This window comes from Acetobacter senegalensis, assembly GCF_001580995.1.
GTDB classification, from domain to species: Bacteria; Pseudomonadota; Alphaproteobacteria; order Acetobacterales; family Acetobacteraceae; genus Acetobacter; species Acetobacter senegalensis.
The window spans coordinates 61,564-78,400 of sequence record NZ_LHZU01000143.1 but is presented as its reverse complement, the minus strand read 5'-3'; the positions used below and the strand labels follow the sequence as shown (position 1 = coordinate 78,400).

The 16,837-nt window shown below is 57.5% G+C and carries 12 protein-coding genes; 4 read left to right on the top strand and 8 right to left on the bottom strand.

Features of this window, described 5'->3' with window-relative positions; translation table 11 throughout:
- The first annotated feature begins 4 nt into the window (after positions 1–4).
- Positions 5–601 (top strand): 50S ribosomal protein L9, encoded by a 597-nt coding sequence (gene rplI, locus AD948_RS13960; protein ID WP_006557021.1) that lies wholly within the window; start codon positions 5–7, stop codon positions 599–601.
- A gap of 107 nt (positions 602–708) precedes the next feature.
- Positions 709–1,923 carry an SAM-dependent methyltransferase gene (locus AD948_RS13955; protein ID WP_058986900.1) on the top strand — a complete coding sequence of 405 codons (1,215 nt, stop codon included), beginning with the start codon at positions 709–711 and terminating at the stop codon, positions 1,921–1,923.
- A 455-nt stretch (positions 1,924–2,378) separates the two neighbouring features.
- Here AD948_RS13955 and rsmA read toward each other — a convergent pair whose 3' ends face one another.
- The 8 genes from rsmA to cysG all read right to left on the bottom strand — a co-directional run bounded on the left by rsmA (position 2,379) and on the right by cysG (position 13,960).
- Complete coding sequence (gene rsmA, locus AD948_RS13950; RefSeq protein ID WP_061472434.1) at positions 2,379–3,245, bottom strand: 16S rRNA (adenine(1518)-N(6)/adenine(1519)-N(6))-dimethyltransferase RsmA; 867 nt, start codon at positions 3,243–3,245, stop codon at positions 2,379–2,381.
- Positions 3,217–4,578 carry a peptidylprolyl isomerase gene (locus AD948_RS13945; RefSeq protein WP_039903107.1) on the bottom strand — a complete coding sequence of 454 codons (1,362 nt, stop codon included), beginning with the start codon at positions 4,576–4,578 and terminating at the stop codon, positions 3,217–3,219. The genes rsmA and AD948_RS13945 overlap by 29 nt, the downstream gene beginning before the upstream one ends.
- Positions 4,579–4,658: 80 nt before the next feature.
- A complete protein-coding gene (locus AD948_RS13940) occupies positions 4,659–6,986 on the bottom strand; it encodes an LPS-assembly protein LptD (protein ID WP_061472458.1) in 2,328 nt (775 codons plus the stop codon).
- 6 nt (positions 6,987–6,992) lie between these two features.
- Positions 6,993–8,108 (bottom strand): LPS export ABC transporter permease LptG, encoded by a 1,116-nt coding sequence (gene lptG / locus AD948_RS13935; RefSeq protein ID WP_006557026.1) that lies wholly within the window; start codon positions 8,106–8,108, stop codon positions 6,993–6,995.
- Between the two features lie 17 nt (positions 8,109–8,125).
- Complete coding sequence (gene lptF, locus AD948_RS13930) at positions 8,126–9,274, bottom strand: LPS export ABC transporter permease LptF (RefSeq protein ID WP_006557027.1); 1,149 nt, start codon at positions 9,272–9,274, stop codon at positions 8,126–8,128.
- Between the two features lie 198 nt (positions 9,275–9,472).
- Positions 9,473–10,300, bottom strand: coding sequence for an aldo/keto reductase (locus AD948_RS13925; RefSeq protein ID WP_061472433.1), 828 nt, complete (start codon positions 10,298–10,300; stop codon positions 9,473–9,475).
- Between the two features lie 172 nt (positions 10,301–10,472).
- On the bottom strand, positions 10,473–12,131 hold the full coding sequence (locus AD948_RS13920; protein ID WP_082782468.1) for a porin: 1,659 nt from the start codon (positions 12,129–12,131) through the stop codon (positions 10,473–10,475).
- Between the two features lie 431 nt (positions 12,132–12,562).
- Positions 12,563–13,960: a siroheme synthase CysG gene (gene cysG / locus AD948_RS13915; RefSeq protein ID WP_061472432.1), complete on the bottom strand. Its 1,398-nt coding sequence runs from the start codon at positions 13,958–13,960 to the stop codon at positions 12,563–12,565.
- 246 nt (positions 13,961–14,206) lie between these two features.
- Between cysG and AD948_RS13910 the strand changes: the two genes are divergently transcribed.
- Together AD948_RS13910 and AD948_RS13905 are read left to right on the top strand one after the other, a co-directional pair.
- Positions 14,207–15,997 (top strand): ABC transporter ATP-binding protein, encoded by a 1,791-nt coding sequence (locus AD948_RS13910; RefSeq protein ID WP_061472431.1) that lies wholly within the window; start codon positions 14,207–14,209, stop codon positions 15,995–15,997.
- Positions 15,994–16,683, top strand: coding sequence for a GntR family transcriptional regulator (locus tag AD948_RS13905; protein ID WP_006557034.1), 690 nt, complete (start codon positions 15,994–15,996; stop codon positions 16,681–16,683). The genes AD948_RS13910 and AD948_RS13905 overlap by 4 nt, the downstream gene beginning before the upstream one ends.
- Positions 16,684–16,837: the final 154 nt, after the last annotated feature.

The following is a 16,837-nucleotide window of genomic DNA, read 5'->3' as shown; positions in this document are numbered from 1 at the left end:
GATCATGGCTGCTACAGAAGTGATCCTGCTTCAGCGCGTTGAACATCTGGGACAGATGGGCGATGTGGTGAAGGTTCGTCCGGGTTATGCCCGTAATTTCCTGCTGCCGCAGGGCAAGGCCATTCGTGCAAACGAAGCCAACCGTTCACGCTTCGACCGTGAACGCGCCCAGCTTGAAGCACAGAACATCAAACGTCGTGAAGAAGCCGAGCGTCTTTCCGAACGTATGGATGGTCTGGCAGTGATCCTGATCCGTCAGGCTGGTGACAGCGGCAGCCTGTATGGCTCCGTTTCTCCGCGTGATGTGGCTGAAGCTGTTACGGAAGCTGGTTTCACCATCTCCCGTCAGCAGGTTTCCCTGGCTCATCCGATCAAGTCTCTTGGTCTGTATGAAGTGAAGGTTTCCCTGCATCCGGAAGTCACCGTGCCGGTTATCGTCAACGTTGCCCGTTCTGCTGAAGAAGCTGAACGTCAGGCACGTGGCGAAGCGACCAGCGTGGAAGAAGAAGCCGAACTGGCTGGCGATGAAGCCGTTATTGAAGGCGAAATCGTCACTGACGAAGCTGAAGTTGCTGCAGAAGAAAAAGATACGGTTGCTTAATCGTTTTTTTCTTGTTGCTGACAGGAAAGAGGGTCCGGAAGTAATTTCCGGACCCTTTTTTTTGGCTTATGGTGCCCCGAAAATTGGGCATGAAGGAGCCAGCACGGATGAACCGACTTCTTGACCGGATCTTGCGGCATTTTATCTCGTCCGGCCGTCTGCACGTGGCGTGGCCAGATGGGGCGCAGACTGTGTATGAAGGCAGCAAACCAGGGCCGGAAGCCGGTATGGAGCTACTTGATTCGGCCAGTGCAAGGGCTTTGGCGCTCAACCCAGGGCTTGCCTTTGGCGAGGGGTATATGAATGGCGGCATTCGCCCAAAGGGATGCACGCTGTATCAGCTTCTTGATCTGCTGATGCTCAACGCCATGTCTCCCGGCCATCTGCCGGAGCAGATTGCAGCCAGCTTCCGCTATGCCTGCCGTGGCTGGATTCAGTTCAATCCCGTCAAGCGCGCCCGCCAGAATGTTGCCCATCATTACGACCTTGATAGCCGGTTGTATGATCTCTTCCTTGATAAGGATAAGCAGTACTCCTGCGCCTATTTCCGCCGTGGGGACGAGACGCTGGATGAAGCGCAGGAAGCCAAGAAGCGGCATATTGCGTCCAAGCTGCTGCTAAAGCCCGGCATGGAAGTGCTGGATATCGGGTGCGGCTGGGGCGGCATGGGCCTTACGCTGGCGCGGGATTACGGTGCCATTGTCACCGGTATCACGCTTTCCGAGGAGCAGTTGACCATTGCCCGCCAGCGTGCGCGCGATGAAGGGCTGGAAGGGCGCGTGCGCTTTGAGATGCTGGATTACCGTAATCTGCATCGCCGGTTTGACCGTATTGTCTCCGTAGGCATGTTCGAGCACGTAGGCGTGCGTCACTACGGCGAATTTTTTGATATTCTAAAAAACAGCCTTGTGGATGATGGGGTGGCCCTTGTGCATTCCATTGGGCGGAATGACGGGCCGGGCACGACAAACCCCTGGATCAACAAATACATTTTCCCCGGTGGCTATTCTCCCTCTCTCAGCGAGGTTTTTACCGCCGTTGAGAAATCAGGCTTGTGGGTCACGGATTGTGAAATCCTGCGCCTGCATTATGCAAAAACCATTGCCATCTGGCGGGAGCGGTTTGCCGCCAATCGGGCGCGGGCCGTGGCACTGTATGATGAGCGTTTTGCGCGGATGTTTGAATTCTATCTGGATGCGGCGGAACTTTCCTTCCGGGTTCAGGGGCATATGAATTTCCAGCTCCAGATTTCACCGGGCATTGATGCCGTGCCTCTGACACGAGATTACATGGCCGAAGCCGAAGGGCCTGTGTCCCAATAGGGCGACTCTTCTTCTCCTAAAGGCGGATGAGGGATGACTCTTATCCGCCTCATGGCAGTGGTCAGAGGAAAAGCACCTGAGTGGAGACTTTTGAAACAACCTCTGGATATCTAGGTCACGCCTCTCCCGTTCTGCATGATGGACGAATTCCTGTTGATACCGGCTGGTATCAACTGACCAAATATTTTCTGCTTTCGACGAGATGGCCTTCCGCGCCTTGCCTCAATAGGTTTCTGAAATTTTGAGGCGAGGGAATGAGTTTGGCGCGGCAACGCAGGTTCGCCTTGTGTGGGGCAAGGATGCAGACAACCCTGTTTCGCTTCTGAAAGGCTGCTTTCAGGTCCAAGGGCAGTGCCCAGGAACCATTCGTGCCTAAATAGATGAGCCCTGCGGTATAGCAGAGCCCTCTCAATGACTTTTTTCACACCAGCTTTTTGAGATGCAGCAAGGCAGCGTCAGACTTGGCGGGACAGAGCCAGATGCGCTTTGGCGAGGTGATCGAATTCAGCCACGCTCAGCGTTTCAGCCCGACGGGTGCCATCAATGCCTGTTTCGGCCAGAAGTCGTTCCCCTTGCAGGCTTTTTAGGGAACCACGCAGCATTTTTCGGCGCTGTCCGAATGCTGCGGCTGTTACCCGTTCCATCGCCTTGAACATGGCGGGCTCAGGCTGTTGTGGATGGGGAATAATGCTGGCCACGGCAGACCACACGGCTGGCGGCGGGGAAAACGCGCCCGGCGGCAGCTTCATGACAATGGCGCATTGTGCGCACCATTGGGCCAGCACCCCCAGACGACCATAATGCTCGCTGCCCGGAAGGGCGCAGATGCGTTCTGCCACTTCCAACTGGAACATCAGTGTCAGACGTTCCCACGCTGTTCCCTGACGCAGCCAGCCAATAAGTAAAGGGGTCGCAACATTGTAGGGCAGGTTGGCGACAATATGGCGGGGTGCCGGGCACAGGCGTGTCAGATCCTGCTTCAGAGCGTCCGCTTCCACAACGGTGAGCCGATCGGGGAAGTGAGTGGCGAGTTCCGTGATGACCTTTACGGCACGGGTATCAAGTTCCACCGCAGTGACAGACGCCGCAGGCGTGGCCAGCAGAGCGCGGGTCAGGCCACCGGGGCCGGGGCCAACTTCCACCACATGCCGCCCATCCAGCTTGCCAGCCAGAGACGCGATACGGGTCGTGATATCGGGATCAAGCAGAAAATGCTGGCCAAGAGCCTTGCGCGCATCCAGTCCGTGCCGGCTGATAACATCACGCAGGCTCTCAAGGGCAGGGAACAGGGTCTTAAACTCCCCGAGGCTTGCCGTGCACATCCACGATCATGGCGCGACGGTGCAGATCACTATCAAGCTGGCGGGCTGTCTGTTCCACACGTTCGTTCATGAGCTGATCCGCAATTTCACTGGGGGGACGGTCAGCAAAGTTCTTTTCTTTTTTCGAGCAGACCATGATCAGGTCGATCCCGTCTGAGGAAACCAGAGGGCGCGAGAGCTTGTTGAGCGGCATGGACAGCATCAGGTCACGCATCTGCGGGTTCAGGCGTTCAAGCTGAAGCTCACCGGGGTCAGTCGGGCGTTTTTCACCATTCTGCTTGTTGATGGCCTCAACCTCGGCACAGGAAGAAACCGTCTGTGTGTAGTGCATTGCCTTTTGCAGGGTCTGCTGCTGCTGGGGGGTGACCTGCGCGGGGTTTAACTGGGTATCAAACGGCAGGAAGGCCTGCCGGATGGTCGCCACATGGCCGGGCTGATGCCCGATAACACGCTTGCCGTTCACGCTGATGATAACAAAGCCACCGGGAACCGTAATGGGGTTGGAAATGGCCCCCACGCCAACCGGCATCTGCTTGACCATGGCCACCACGGCAGGGTCAAGCTCATCTTCCTGAACCCAGCCCATGGAGCCGCCATCAAGTGCTGTCTGGCTTTCAGAGAACTGTGCAGCCACAATCGGGAAAGGTGCCCCTTTGCGGAGCTCCTGAATAACGGTGTTTGTAAAGGCCAGTTCTTCTTCCGCGTGGCGGGGATCTTCCACCCGGACAAAGATTTCACTCAGATTGTATTCAATCCGCCCGTCTTCCCGTTTCAGCGCTTCTTCACGCTGGGCAATTTCCCGCGCTGAAACACGGCCACGGGCACCCAGTTCCTGCCGCAGTACCTGCACCCAGCCAATCTGCACCCGGATCTGATCAATCAGGGTGGTCAGGGAAACGCCGTCTTCAGCCAGTTTGTCCCGCAATGCGTTTTCGGGCATGCCGTTGCGCCGTTCAATGCCTGCAATGGCGGCAGCGATCTGTTCCGGGGCAACATTGATATGGCGGCTAAGAATTTCCTGTGTGCGCAGGCGTTCATCAATCAACTGACGGATGATCTGGGGCCGGAGGCGATCCATCAGTTCCGCGTTAACGGGCAGGCCGGTGGAGAGCGCGAACAGTTTGCCACGGTTATCAACGTCCCGCTTGGTGAGCGGGATGCCGTTGATAACCCTGATGATCATATCGTCAGGCTCAGGCGCGGCAGGCTGTTTGGCAACAGTTTTCTCTTTTTGGGCCGCATGATGGGACGTAGCGGCCAGGGCCGCCCCACCAAAAGCAGGAACAGTCAGCGCGGCAAGAGAGCACGCCAGAGTAAGAGAGCGCAGACGCATGCGGGACAGTCTTTCAGCTTTCTGCCGGAAAAGGAGCACAGTTTCTGATAGCGGAGAGAGCACGATTTTTGAAGCAGTTCTTATTTCAGGCCGAACGCCCCAAGCGTTTTGAGGCTGACTGTAAACAGATAGGTGGAGTTACGCTGCTGGCCACCGATGGAGGTGTATTGTTTGAGATACATGAAATCAATGCCGAAGCAGTCATTATTGTATCCGATATCTCCACCCAGAGATACAAACTCTTTGCGCGAGAGGCTGCGCCGCGCAAAACCGGACAGATGCCAGTTTTCCCAATCGGTTGAGAAACCGCCGCTCAGCTCACTGGTTTTGACGTAGTAAAGCGCAGGCGGGTTACTGTCCCGATAATTGGTGGCGTAATAGTAGTACGGGGTTACGGGTTCATACACATAGCCACCGCGAATACGGAAATGCGGCACGCCAGCGCTGAACAGCGCATCACCGAAGTTGACCTTGGTGGTGTAGGGGTCAAGCCGCATGCGGGCGTTGAAATCAAAATACTGGTTGGGTGAAACGCGCGCCCGCATCACGAGGTCAGACGCATGGTGGTCCAGCCCGGAATAGGGGATGCGGTCATGCGTGATGTGTTCCTGAAAACTCTCCCCGGCCAGAAGATCCACTTCATGCCCGTCCCATGTCCAGTTGGCATGGATACCCACATTGCCGCGCAGGCCGCCGTCCAGTCGGTCCGTGCCCTGATAGCGGTTGAGCGAGAACAGGGTGGAATCTGTGAATTCATACGCCAGACTGTCTTCGTTCGGGATCAGATCATTGGCGCCAGCGCCCGTGTTGGGGGCGTAAATGCCCTGCACAATGGGTTCAATGATCTGGGAACCGCGACCGTGCTCAAATGTGCGGACAAATGGCCAATTGGTTTTGAGAGCAATGGTCGGCAGAACCTGCCCGCTCGTAAGGGTTTTATGGTTCTGATAATAGTTGGGCTGCTGGTAAAGCTTACGGGCCCGGTAGACCATGGAATCCAGATGCAGGGTAAGCAGGAACTGCTGACCCAGACGGTTACGGAACGGGCGGTCCCAGTTAAGGGCCATCTGGCCGCGGATGTCGGACGTGCCGTTATTACGCTTCACGTTGAAGTCTGTGGTGGACACACCAAAACGCCCACCCCATGCATCGGGCTGGCCGAGGAAGCTGTAGGTATAGCGGGGCAACACGAACGGCAGATCGGTATTGCGGATAACACCCTGGTTCAGGCCCTGATAGAACTGGCCATCCACACGGCTGTAAGACCCTGTGCCAAATCCTTCCAGATAGGCGTTGGAGTTCAGTGTGTCTGACCCATAGCCCTGAATACGGTAATCACGCATGTAATCGGCGGATGTCGCCACATTGACGTTGGCTCCGGCGCGCCAGTATTTGTTGATGGCAAACTGCGCGTTGGCAAACAGATAGCCCTGTACACCGTGACCGCCGCCGCCTTCCACGTCGTGACCGAAATCGTTGGTGTAGGAATCGGCGCGGTGGGTGTCATACGCCAGCCCGCCCTGAATGTTCAGCGACCCAAAATTGAAGCGGTTACGATACTGCGCGCTGATCTGCGGCCCTGTCTTGGTAGAGAACAGGCCCTGCACCGTCATGTCCGACTGATCATCAATGACCCAGTAGTAGGGGATGGTGAAATACGTACCCAGATAGCGGTCATGAGGGGTGATGCCGGGCATGAGGAACCCGCTGTGCCGTTTGGCTGAGGGGTCCGTCATGGAGAAATAGGGCAGGTAGATGACCGGAATGCCCAGAATATCCAGATAGGCATCCCGGAAATCGATTTTCTGGTGTTCCAGATCCTGCGTGGCGTCAAAGGCGCGGAACTGCCAGAACGGCGCGCGCGTTTTGTCTTTTTCGCAGATTTTACAGGCCGTATAGACGGCGCGGCTCATGTCATTGAGCTTGCCGCCCGTGCGGCGCATGCCATTGGCAGCCAGTTTGGCGTTTTCAGGCAGAACGGCGTTGACATGCTGCATGATGCCATCGCGCATGTTGCCGCTGAGTTCAGCATAATGGGCATACAGCACGGAGCCATCCGGCTGCACCGTGGCCACGTTGCCCCGTGCCGCAACAACGCCTGTATCGCGGTCATAGACAATCTTGTCCGCCCGCATCACATGATCGCCCTGCCAGACCTGTACGTTGCCGGTCCAGGTTACGGTGTGCTCGTTATCATCATAGTCCACCTTGTCGGCCTGAAAGGTGGCAGGATCATCAGAGGACGTCGTGCGGCCCGTGTTCAGGTGCATGGGCTGCGGCCGAAACTGGGCGTGCGCTTCCCGTGGCGGTTCAATGACCGCATATGCCGCCACGCTGCCCAGCGCCGTTGCGGCGGCCAGTGCATGCCTGCGGCGTAGCCGCCGCTCGCGGGAAGGCCGATAGGCCACGGTCAATCAGCCATCCTCCAGATGAAGCAACAACGAAATAGCAAGACACAACCCGGCGACTGTGGGTGCCCAGGCCGCGAGTACGGGGGGAAGGGCGCCGGAGTTACCAAACTGCTCTGCAACTTTTGATACTGTGAAAAGCAGAAATCCCGCTGCAACGCCAGACCCGATCATCTGCGCAACGCCACCACGGCGGGTTGGGCGCATGGAAAAACCGGCGGCAACCAGCGCCATGGTACCCGCCAGCATGGGTAACGCCAGCAGGGACTGAAAGTGAATTCTATGACGAATTGAGGAAAAACCTGAGCGGTCCAGCAGCTTGATAAAGCTGGGAAGCGCCCAGATGGAGAGGGTCTCGGGCGAGGAAAAACTTTCCTGCACGCGGCTGACGGTCAGATCCGTCGGCAGATTAAATTGCCCGACAGAACGGAGAATATCGTAAGGTCGCACGGTCTGGGCATTTTGCAGCACCCACGCGCGGTCTCCCAGATAGCCTTCCGGAGATTCGATTCGCAGCATCAGTTTGTCGTTATGGTCGAGCCGGAACACGCTGATCTCACGGATGCGGATAATGTTGTCCTTGCCCAACTGCACGCCGCGGGCATGGAGAATGGCCACGCCGTGAGGGTCATACTCCGCATCTGACTGCCGCAGCCAAAGGGAGCCACTGGACAGGCTGAGTGGGCCGCCCCCGGTGCGGAGATATTGCTGATCCAGCTCTTCCGCCCGGCGATACATGGTGGAGGACACAGGAGAAATAATGCCGGTGGCTGTAGCCCCAATCAGCATGGCGCAGGCCAGCGGACCAGCCAGAAACTGCCAGGCCGAAATGCCCGCCGCCCGGGCCACAATCAGTTCGGAAGAGCGGGTTAACCGCCAGAAGCAGACAATGCCCCCCAGCAGGATGCCAAAGGGCAGGATCTCAATGGCGAAGTAGGGAACGTGGAGGGCCGCAATTTCCGTCACCACATTGGTGGAGACATCCGGCTTTGTTGCCACGCGGCGCAGCAGGTCAATGAAGTCAAAAAGGCACACAATGCCTGTGAGCGAGGCGATCATGGCCAGCACGGAAAAGACGAACTGGCGCGCGATGTAGAGAGAGAGCGTAACGGAAACAACCATGATGGCGCGTTTTTCCCTCAGGCCGAGCGGGTCTGGCTACGGCCAGCCCGGAATTCCGCCCCGAACAGGATAGCCGAACAGACAAGGCCGGGCAGAAGGGCAACAAGGGGGATGAGCGGAATGAGTGCCATATTACGGCTGGCGAGGTTTTGCAGCAGAAGATTGATGGCAAGCAATCCCACCACACTCAGCACCGCAGCCAGAGGACGTTTGATATTGCCGTGGCGGGAAAAGACACCGCGCAGCACGGCAAACAGACCAACCATGGCAAAGGAGAAGCAGGTAAGGGGGGAGGTCAGCCTGCGCCAGCCCTCAACCTTGAATTTCCCTGTATCACGCGCGGAGACTTCCTGCGGGTTGGGGTGGAGCAGTTCGTGCAGGGACATCTCGGCAGCATCGCGGAAGCGGGCGTCTTCCTGATGGGTGGAAGACAGGTCCATGGAATCCTGTTGGAACACCAGCATGTCGAGCCGCCCCGTTTTATGGTCAATCACCTGACGGGAGCCGTCATACAGCACCACGCGCGGCGTGTCGTTGACGATCATCATGGTGCCATGGTTGGCCAGAATGGTGGCGCGACGGTCCGGCTGGCGATCATCCTGCACAACAATGCCGTGCAGCGTGCCATCATGCGTGCGGGACCGGATATAGACCGTCATGACATCCGAAACCTTGGTGAACACGCCTTCCTGCAACATGAAGGCAGCCATCTTGTTGCGGATCTGGAATTCATACTGCCGGAAGGCATGGTAGGAATGGGGGACAATCCACAGATTGAGCAGGAACCCCGCAAAGGTGGCCATGATGGCGCAGGCCAGGCCAGGGCGCGCCAGCGCAAAGGGGGAAAGACCGGCTGCCCGCATAACTGTCAGTTCCCGATCGCCAGCCAGACGTTGGTACACGAACAGGCTGACCACAAACGTGGTGATGGGGAGCACCACAGCCACAAAGGAGGGAATGAGCAGGCTGGTGAGTTCAATGAACACCCGCAGAGACAGCCCGCGGTCCACCACCAGAGAAACAAAACGGAGGGATTGCATGAGCCAGATAAGAGCCGCCAGCCCTCCTGTTGTTGCCAGAAGGGCGACCAGAAGCTGATGAAACACGTAGCGGTCCAGAGTAGGAACGCGGGCCTTCAGCCAGGATGAAAATGAACGGGCGGTCATGTGCCTTATCTACGCCCTCCTGTGGCAAGGGCAACACCCCCTGGCCAGGAAGATGTGCGGGAAAGGAGGGGGTGTAGAGACGAGATGAGGCTTTAACGTGGCGTTAGCCTGTCAAATGGACAAAAAATTATTTTCCTCCGCACGACAGGGCCCCAACGGGAGACTCTGCCGTGGTAGAGGAAAAGACGGTTTCAGAAATCAGAACTCTTCATAAGTGTCAGGATTTCCACCCAGACGATTACCGGTGTTGAGCGTGGCAATCTCGGCCATATCGGTTTCATCCAGAGTGAAATCGAATACTTCCAGATTGGCGCGCATGCGGTCCGGATTGCCTGATTTGGGAATGGGAATGATATCAAGCTGGGTCGCCCAACGCAGCATGATCTGGGCCGGATTGCGGTTATGTTTTTCGGCAATCTGGTCAATGACAGGATTTTTCATCAGGTCTTTGCCCAAGGGGCGCCAGCCTTCAGTCAGAATGTTGTGGCGTGTGTTGAAGGCCACCAGCTCTGTCTGTGGAAAATCGACATGGATTTCAATCTGGTTGACGGCGGGGGTCACGCCGGTTTCCTGAATAAGGCGTTCCAGATGAGCAGGCTGGAAATTGGAAACACCTATGGAGCGGATCTTGCTGTCTTTCTGGGCCGCAATCATGGCTTTCCAGCTTTCCACATACAGATCTTTTGCCGGAAGTGGCCAGTGGATGATGTAGAGATCAACATACTCCATGTTCAGCCGTTGCAGGCTGGCGTCCAGCCCGCGAAGGGCGGCGTCATACCCCTGATCGGCTCCACGGAGCTTTGTCGTCAGGAAAATATCCTTGCGATCGACTTCTGAGGCCTGAATGGCATTGCCAACACCAGTTTCGTTTTCATAGCTCGCTGCCGTGTCAATCAGCCGGTAGCCCGTAAGGAGCGCGGCCTGCACGGCCGTTTCAACTTCCTGATCTTTCATGGGGTAGGTGCCAAAGCCCATGGCAGGAATTTTGTGACCATCGTTCAACGTCAAAAGAGGTGCGGTGGGCATTACGTCTCAAACCTTTCCGAGCGTGCAAAAGCTGCCCGTGCCTCAGAAAATCACGCTCTGGGGCAAGGGCAGCGTCTCTTTTGCCAACGTGTGGGGGAGTGAAACGTTCCAGCCCCCGCCTGACGTGAAAGGGGGCTTGGAACGCTGCTGAAACAGCCTTTCCGGGAAGGGATCAGAACAGCAGGATCACCCCTGCGGAGCCGGAATTGTCGCTGTTGCGGTTGGGGCCGTGGGCTGCGGACTCTGTATGGGCAAATTCCCCAACAAGGTTCAGCCAGTCTGTCAGGCTGTAATAAGCGGCCCCAACTTCAGACTGGTTGCGGCGCACCAGTTCCGTGCTGTTTTCGCCGGGTGCCTGATACAGGTTACTGACACCGTAGCTGCCAACCAGCTTGAATTTCTTGGTGAAGTTATACATGGCCTGCACGTAATAGCCCTCTGATGCACGCTTGCGCCCGTTGGCCGCAATGCCATCAAAGAACAGGCCGGTGGTGCCAAGCCCGCTGCCACGGTAGTAATAGGCCACGCCCTGAAAGCCGTGATAGGTGAATTTGGTGCCAATTTCGCCCGCTTCCGCCATGGCCCCCCGACGTCCGCTACCTTCTTCTGTCAGCAAGGCGCTGGTAAGGGACTGCTGATGCTGAATCAGGAAGCTGGCCCAGATGCGGGTCTGAACGCCGCCAATCTTGAAATCATATGTGCCTTTGCCCTGCACCATGGGGGAGGAATGCTGTGTGGATTCCGCTGAATAGCCACCACCGGCAAAGTTGAATTCATCCAGCGGCTGAAACACACCCACTGAGCCCTGAAAGCCGTGATAGGTGGGGGACACATAGGAAATCTGCGGAATCCAGTCTGCATAGACATAACCCACGCCAATACGGCCCAGTGATGTATTGCCGGGTGCGGCATTGCTGCCAGTGGAGCCCACGCTGAGCAGGGTCGCATCGTTCAGGATGGCGTCGCTGCCAAAAATAGCGAGGTCTCGGCCAACCTTGAATGTGCCCACGTCCTTGTTGCCGAAGGTGACGTAAACCTGTCGCAGATCGATCCCGGCCGTGCCCAGCCCAACTGGGCTACCACCGGTATTGGCGTTGAACGCGCCGTTCTTGGCGTTGTTGATGCCCGGATACATGCCCACCACGGCAGACATATCAATGCCAGACTGCGTGGTGCTCAGTTTCAGGATAAAGCCTGCGGGCAGCAGGCCGTTACGCACAGCCGAAGAGTCAAACCCGCTGGAACCGGTGGAGACACCGCCCGCCACGGCTCTGCCGCCAGCTGGGCTGTTGTACGTGTAGAAACCGTTGATAAACCCGGAGAGATTGATGTCCACCGGGCCAGCCTTGAAAGTCAGCCCCTTGCCGGGCACGTATTTTGCCACGCGCACGATACTGTTGCTGTTGAGCGCATCCTGCGTGGAGAGCATGGCCTGCTGTGCGGAGCGAGCACTGGCTTCCGCACGGTCTGCGGCCTGCTGGGCGCGCAGGCTGGCGTTGTCTTCCGCACCCGGATCAAAGCGGATGCCGTCTTCATACCCTGCCTGAACCGAGTGTGTGACATGCGGCGTAACGTGATGGGCACCGCCAGAGGAGGCTGAGGTATGCACGGCATGGGCCGGACCGCTGCTTCGCTGGGCGGGGGCAGCCGTGTGGCGCAAATGCTTTGAGAGCAGCGTATCGTATTCGTGCTGGGTCAGGCTGCCTTTGGCACGCAAAATATCCAGCAGATCGCTGTAATCATCGGCCAGAGCCGCAGGAGCTTCAAAAAACGGCACGCAGGCGGAGGCAGCAAGTAAAAGAGTGTAAAAAGCGTGCTTCTTCGACGCCATGAATATCCGCTCCTTGGAATGGAACTCTCTCTGTGGAAGAAGCGGGGGGCTTGCGTCAACACCTTCATGACAGGTGTTTTTGGCGCAGGAGAGGGTTGTTTTTTCTGTATATTCAGGAGGATGGCGCTTCCCGTTCGGGTGGGGAGCGCTGCGTTTTCAGAGCGTGCGATGAGCTCTCGGTCGGGTCAATTAGAAGCAGGGCGGAGAACGAAATATTTAAAAACAAGGAGTTGCGAGAGTATTGTTTTGATCAAAAAATGTTATAACAGAACGAGATAATCCTGCTTTTGTTCTGTGGTCTTATCAGTAATGATGAGGTGAGATATGTGCAGATTATGGATTGCCAATCTGAATAAAGTTTGAGGGCGTTCTAAAAACGCCCTTTAGCGATGGTTGCAAAGAGAAACTATCACGAAATTTTTATCTCTCTTTTAGCCCGGAATAACGCGGTGACGCACGACTTCCCCAATAATGACCAGCGTCGGGCTGATCACATTATGGGTGGTTGCAAGGTCAGGCAACGTATCCAGCGTGCCGGTGAAGACACGTTGCTGCGGGGTTGTGCCCCGTTCCACAAGGGCAGCGGGCCAGTCACCCGGCAGGCCGTGCGTTTTCAGTTGAGTGCACAAAAAGGGCAGCATGTTCAGGCCCATGTAGATCACAACCGTCTGGCTACGCAGGGCAATGGTTTCCCACGCCAGTTCAAGTGTTCCGTCCGCGCGGGCGTGGCCGGTAATGAACAGGCAGGCCTGCGCGCAATCACGGTGGGTAAGCGGGATGCCTGCGTAGGCTGCACATCCATTGGCAGCGGAAATGCCCGGCACAATACGGAAGGGAATACCCGCTTCCATAAGGGCTTCCATTTCTTCCCCACCACGCCCGAAAATGAACGGATCTCCGCCCTTCAGGCGCAGAACACGCTCGCCAGCTTTGGCGCGGCGCACCAGTTCGTTATTGATCTCTGTCTGCGGCAAAGTGTGCCGGTTGCGGCGCTTGCCTACAAAAATGCGCTCGGCATCCCGCCTGACATAATTGAGAATCTCTGGGCCGATGAGGTTGTCATACAGCACCGTATCGGCATCCTGCATCAGCCGGAGGGCGGCAAGGGTCAGCAGGTTCGGGTCACCGGGGCCGGCGCCAACCAGCCAGACTTCGCCCTTGAGCGTATGGCCATCAAGAAGGCGCTCCAGTTCCTGCTCGGCGCCAGCCATGTCACCATTGAGGGCAAGGTGGCTGCCGCGTCCGTCCAGAAAGCGCTCCCAGATTTGCCGTCTGTCTGATGAATTGGGGAGTTTGTCGCGCAAGGGCAGGCGCATGGCCTGCATGAAGTCCGCCAGTCTGTGCAGCCCCGCAGGAAGGATTTCTTCAATTTTTGCCCGGAGACGGCGGGCAAGCACAGGGGCCGCGCCCCCTGTTGAGACAGCAACCTGCACCGCGCCGCGGAGGGTAAGGGCAGGCGTAATGAAGCTGGAAACGCCGGGGTCATCCACCGCACAGACTGGCACATTGGCTTGCTGGCACAGAGCTGCCACAGCCCGGTTCAGCCCGGTATCATTGGTGGCGACATACACAAGCCGGCAACCGGGCAGGCGCCCGGCCATATCTGCTGGCGTAACATCCATCTGTATGTGCGTGATCGCGCCGTCTTCAGCCAGAGTCTGAAGTTCCGGGCTGAGGGTGGGGGAGAGGACTTCCATCTTTGCCCCGGTAGGAACAAGGAGCTGTACCTTGTTGGCCGCCACATTCCCGCCGCCGACCACAAGCACGCGCGCGCCCTCCAGATGGAGGACAACAGGGAACCAGCCAGATTTCTGTGAGGGAGGTTGCATAAAATAAGGAGCAAGCAGTCTTCACGCCCGGATGCAAGAGTGCGTTTTCTCCGTAAGCGCACTTTTTTCATTTTTCTGCACGTCTGGAGGGCTCTTGCCATGATAGAGCCCTGATAACAGACAAGAGAAAGCGCCGTGCGGGCCTGAGCGCCGCGAGAGTGGAGGAGCGTGAAGAATGTGCTGCCAGATGCCTTGGGGTGAGAAAACGGTCCCCGTTACCTGTTTGCCGTGCAGGGTCTGAGGCGCATGAAAGAACAGCTTGCCATTATGGTGCCAGACAAGGATCTGCCCCGTTATGCAGGGCATCCTGTCCGGTTTCTGCTGCGGTACATGCGGTGCAGGGGCTTTGCTCATTGCATGGTGTTTGGCGCAGTGGCGGCCGCTATTGGGTGTTCGGTCATGTCCTCCTACGGCATTCGGCATCTGGTGGATATCATGACCAGCATTCCACACGGCGCGCCCACCAAAGCCGCGTGGGGAGCCGTTGGCCTGCTGATTGGCCTGATTGTGGCGGATAACCTTTCATGGCGTGTGGCAGGCTGGTTTGCATCTGGCACTTTTGTGGCGGTTACAGGTGATATCCGGCAGGATCTGTTCCGTTTTCTTACGGGGCATTCTCCCGCCTATTTTGCAGACCGTATGCCGATATCGCTGGCAACCCGTATCGCCACGGCAGGCAATGTCAGCTTTATTATTGAAAACATGCTTGCGTGGAATGTGCTGCCTCCTGCGCTGAATGTGGTGCTGTCCGTTACGCTCATGCTGTCCGTCAGTTGGGTGATGGGGGCTGCTACCGTCATCACAGCCTCTGGTCTGTGTTTTCTCATGTTCCGGCTGGCGGTGCGGGGGCGATCCCTGCACGGGCTGTATGCGGAGGCCGCGGCCGGACTGGAAGGCGAGACGTTGGACGTCATGGGCAACATCGCGCTTGTGCGGGCATTTGGTATGCGTTGGCGGGAACGCCAACGCTTCAACACGCTGGCTCAGCGGGAAATGGGGCAGCGGCTCAAGTCCCTGCGTTACATGGAACGCCTGCGGATGGTTCACGCGGCCCTGACTGCCGTTCTCACAACCGGGTTGCTGATCTGGGCGGTGTTGCTGTGGCAGTGGGGGCAGGCCACTGTGGGACAGGTGGTCATGGTCATTACGCTGGGATTTGCCATTCTGCACGGCACGCGAGACCTTGCCATGTCTTTGGTGGAAACCATCCAGCATAACGCCCGGCTTTCTGAAGTGCTGTCAGCGCTGCTGGTGCCGCATGACATGCCTGATGCTGAAGACGCCACCGAGATGGAAGGGCCCGTGAAAGGCGATGTGGCCTTTCGGGATGTGGATTTTGCTTATCCTGGTGGGACGGCTGTGCTGTCGGATTTCAATCTGCACATCACGGCTGGCAGCCGCGTGGGGCTGGTGGGGCGGTCTGGTTCAGGTAAAAGCACCGTGCTGGCGTTGTTGCAGCGCCTGCGTTTTGTGCAGTCTGGCAAGATCCTGATAGATGGGCAGGATATTCGCGGCCTGACGGATGATGCGTTGCGCGCTTGTCTTTCCATTGTGCCGCAGGATGTGTCGCTGTTGCATCGGTCCGTGTTGGAAAATATTCGGTATGGCCGACCGGATGCGACGGATGAGCAGGTGCGCGCAGCAGCCATGGCGGCGGGATGCGCCGGATTTATCGAGGCCATGCCGGAGGGGTTTCAGACCATTGTGGGGGATCGGGGCGTCAAGCTTTCGGGTGGGCAGCGCCAGCGTATTGCCATCGCGCGCGCCTTTCTGCGCAACGCACCCATCCTTATTCTGGATGAAGCCACCAGCGCACTGGATACGGAAAGCGAAGAGCATGTGCAGAAGGCGCTGGACCGGCTTATGATGGGCCGAACCGTGATTGCCGTGGCACACCGGCTTTCCACCTTGCGGAACTTTGATAGAATTGTCGTGATGCAGGACGGCAGGATTGTGGAAGATGGACCTCCCGCAGTGCTGGAACAGCAGGATGGTCCTTACAGGTATTTTCTGAGCAAGCAGGTAGCGCACGCATGATATTGCAGGATGAAGCTCTTACTCCCCTTACGGAACGGCGGACTGGCCGGGGAGCCCTTGCGGCCTACGCCTATGAGCAGATACGCGAACGGCTTATTCACAGCCAGTATCGTGGGGGGGACCGGCTGGTCCTGCGGCCGCTGGCGGCCTCTCTCAAGCTCAGTCCAACGCCGGTGCGTGAGGCTCTGCTGCGGCTGGTGTCCGAACAGGCGTTGGAACTGGATGAGCGTAATACGGCGCGTGTGCCTGTTATTTCCCGCGCGGTGTTTGTGGAAATCCATGCTCTGCGGGCAGATATTGAAGAGCGACTGGCCCGGAACGTGGCAGAGCGTATTACGCCAGAGCAGATTGCCGCGCTGGAAGAATGCCATAATGACTTCATCCGTGCGTATGAGGCTGGAGACCCGCATGGCACGGCCGTTGCCAACGCGGCTTTCCATAGTGCGGTGGCAGACTTTGCCAGCCTGACGCTGACAGCAGGCTTCATGCACGGGTTATGGACGCGGATCGGACCGATCTATGCGGCGGCCAATGGTCTGCCGGACATTAGCCCAGCGGATAAAAATCACCCGCATCTGCAACTACTGTCGGCCTTTCGTGAGCATGACGTTACAAAAGCAGCGGAAGCCATGCGGCGCGATTTTGCGCAGGCTCAGTCCTGGCTGGAGCCGTTACTGCCGTCATAAGAAGGCAGGCGGGTGTCAAATTCGGTCCGGCATCTATGGCGGAACAAGAGTCCACCCGTTTTCGCGCACTTGATGGCCAACCGGATTGGAAAATCCGTTCTGGCTATTTTTGCTGTGGCAGCAGAGCGGGGCGTTAATTTTTAAGAATGAAAAA

What these genes read in the sequence shown, in the direction of transcription:
- lptG (WP_006557026.1), bottom strand. Translation starts at nt 8,108, where the DNA reads ATGGTTGTTTCCGTTACGCTCTCTCTCTACATCGCGCGCCAGTTCGTC.
- AD948_RS13920 (WP_082782468.1), bottom strand. Translation starts at nt 12,131, where the DNA reads ATGGCGTCGAAGAAGCACGCTTTTTACACTCTTTTACTTGCTGCCTCC.
- AD948_RS13925 (WP_061472433.1), bottom strand. Translation starts at nt 10,300, where the DNA reads ATGCCCACCGCACCTCTTTTGACGTTGAACGATGGTCACAAAATTCCT.
- AD948_RS13945 (WP_039903107.1), bottom strand. Translation starts at nt 4,578, where the DNA reads ATGCGTCTGCGCTCTCTTACTCTGGCGTGCTCTCTTGCCGCGCTGACT.
- AD948_RS13905 (WP_006557034.1), top strand. Translation starts at nt 15,994, where the DNA reads ATGATATTGCAGGATGAAGCTCTTACTCCCCTTACGGAACGGCGGACT.
- rplI (WP_006557021.1), top strand. Translation starts at nt 5, where the DNA reads ATGGCTGCTACAGAAGTGATCCTGCTTCAGCGCGTTGAACATCTGGGA.
- cysG (WP_061472432.1), bottom strand. Translation starts at nt 13,960, where the DNA reads ATGCAACCTCCCTCACAGAAATCTGGCTGGTTCCCTGTTGTCCTCCAT.
- rsmA (WP_061472434.1), bottom strand. Translation starts at nt 3,245, where the DNA reads ATGTGCACGGCAAGCCTCGGGGAGTTTAAGACCCTGTTCCCTGCCCTT.
- AD948_RS13955 (WP_058986900.1), top strand. Translation starts at nt 709, where the DNA reads ATGAACCGACTTCTTGACCGGATCTTGCGGCATTTTATCTCGTCCGGC.
- lptF (WP_006557027.1), bottom strand. Translation starts at nt 9,274, where the DNA reads ATGACCGCCCGTTCATTTTCATCCTGGCTGAAGGCCCGCGTTCCTACT.
- AD948_RS13910 (WP_061472431.1), top strand. Translation starts at nt 14,207, where the DNA reads ATGAAAGAACAGCTTGCCATTATGGTGCCAGACAAGGATCTGCCCCGT.